This is a genomic window from Aminobacter sp. P4_H6_2 (genome assembly GCF_056400805.1).
Window position 1 is genome coordinate 1 of sequence record NZ_JBFUKO010000753.1, and the last position, 2,374, is coordinate 2,374.

General features: G+C 62.5%; 2 protein-coding genes. Both read right to left on the reverse strand.

The features are described 5' to 3' along the window. Nucleotides 1–137: 137 nt before the first annotated feature. Nucleotides 138–1,037, reverse strand: coding sequence for an ABC transporter permease (locus AC1DUU_RS29660; RefSeq protein ID WP_476786896.1), 900 nt, complete (start codon nucleotides 1,035–1,037; stop codon nucleotides 138–140). A 1-nt stretch (nucleotide 1,038) separates the two neighbouring features. Further along, nucleotides 1,039–2,121, reverse strand: a complete 1,083-nt coding sequence (locus tag AC1DUU_RS29665) for an ABC transporter ATP-binding protein (protein WP_476786897.1) — start codon at nucleotides 2,119–2,121, stop codon at nucleotides 1,039–1,041. Nucleotides 2,122–2,374 lie beyond the last annotated feature (253 nt).

Here is a 2,374-nt window from a genome sequence, read left to right on the forward strand (position 1 = left end):
TCATGTTGACCGGGTTCGCGTTGAACGAATACACCGCGATCAGCGCCAGCGGGATATAGATGAAGGCGAAGAACAGGGCGGTATAGGCAAGGAGGCTGCCGCGGCCGAGGATGGCGAAAATCTTCATGGGCATCCTCCTAGCGCCCGGTCGCGTTTAGGCCGTGGCGGCCGGAAACGACCACGGAGACGAAGAGCAGCACCAGCATCACGCTCATCACCATCATCGCGAGCGCCGAGCCGAAGGGCCAGTTGCGCGCGGCAAGGAATTGCTGCTCGATGAGATTGCCGAGCATCATCACCTTCGCGCCGCCGAGAATGGTCGGGACGATGAAGTTGCCGAGCGCGGGAATGAAGACGATGACCGCCCCACCGGCAATGCCGGGCGCCGTTAGCGGCAGGATGATGCGCCAGAAGGTGCGGATCGGCCCCGCGCCGAGATCGAGTGAGGCGCGTACCAAGGTCCAGTCGAGTTTTTCGACGCTCGCATAGACCGGCATGAACATGAAGGGAATAAAGACATAGACCATGCCAAGGATGATCGCGCCTTCCGTATAGATGAGATCGAGCGGCTGGGCTATGAGGCCGGTCTTCAGGAGCACGTCGTTGGCAAGGCCGGTCTGGCGCAGGATGAGCACCCAGACGAAGAGCCGCACGATGAGGCTGGCGAAGAAGGGGAGCGTGATGAGGAAGAGGCAGAAATTCTTCCAGCGCTCGGAAAGGCGGCTGATGCAGAAGGCGGCCGGATAGCAGACGAGGAGCGTTGCGATCACGGTCAGCGCGGCGATCCGGATCGAGCGCAGGAAGATTGCTATGTAGACCGGGTCGAAATCCTCGAACATCGGATCGGCAAAGCCGAGAATGCGGCCGTAATTATGCGGATACCAGCTCCATTCCACGCCGCCATAGAGGCCGGGCGCGAGGAAGCTCGTCACGATCATGATGGAGAGCGGGCCGAGGAAGAAGACTGCCAGGAACAGCGAGACAGGTCCGAGCAGGACGGCAAGCTGGGCGCGGCGGCGAAAGGCGATCGACGACATGTCAGGCGGCCTCCGCCGGAATGAGATGCACGGCCGCCGGATCGTAGGCGAGGCGGGCATGGCGCGTCTGCTCGACCTCGCCGACGAGTTTGCGACGCGCCGCCGGGATTTCCGCGATGACGCGTCGGCCCGTCGCCGTGCGGCCGAAGAGTTCGAAGGTCGAGCCGACGAAGACGATCTGCTCGAGATCGATATCGAGGCCCGGCGCGTCGTTGCCGGCCTCCGCGAGGAAGAACTGTTCCGGGCGGATGAGCGCTGTCACCGCGCCGGTGGCGCCGGGCCGGCCGTGCGAAATGGCGATGCCATCCGGCGTCACCAGCTGGCCGCCGCCGGCTTCGCCCGCGAAAAGGTTGCTGGCGCCGACGAAGGTGGCGACGAAGCCATTCTTCGGCTGGTCGTAAATGGCGCGCGGCGTATCGAGTTGCTGGATACGCCCGCCCGAGAGCACGGCGACGCGATCCGACATGGTCAGCGCTTCCTGCTGGTCATGCGTGACGAAGATAAAGGAGATGCCGAGCTCGTTCTGCAGCGTCTTCAATTCGATCTGCATGGCCTGACGCAGGTTCTTGTCGAGGGCCGACAGCGGCTCGTCGAGCAGGAGAAGTTTCGGGCGGGCGATGATAGCGCGGGCAAGCGCCACGCGCTGCTGCTGGCCGCCGGAAAGCTGGCGCGGCTTGCGGTTTTCGAGCCCCTCTAGGCCGACCATGGCAAGCGCTTCGGCTACACGCTTTGCTCGTTCGGGCCTAGCGACGCCAGCGACTTCCAGGGCATATCCGGTGTTTCCCCCCACGGTCATATGCGGGAAGAGCGCGTAGTTCTGGAACACAGTGTTGACTGGACGGCGATAGGGCGGCCGGTCGGTCATGTTATCGCCATCGATCAGGATGCGGCCGGAATCGAGTTCCACAAGGCCGCTGATCGCCTGCAGAAGAGTGGTTTTTCCACACCCCGATGGCCCCAGCAGCGTCAGGAATTCGTTACGCCGGACATCGAGATCGATGCCGTCGAGCGCGACGATGGTCTGGCCTTCAGGCGTAGCGAAGGCCTTCGCCGCCTCCTCAAGGCGGACTATGGATTCTCGCATCGTCGCCCCCAAAAATGTTACTAAAATAACGCTTGTGCGATTTCGATATGTGGATACCATTTGTTCATCCAAGTCAACGGTCGAAAGAAGCCGGGACGGGAAAGATGGCGCAAAAAAGCGCCTGGCCACGAGGGGCCGAACCATCAGAGGAGACTGCCGATGCTCAAATCACATGACGCCGGTCTATCCGGTTTTCGCGCCTGGACGCGCCGAACCGCCTTTTTGCTCGCCACGCTTCTGGGGGCGACAGGCA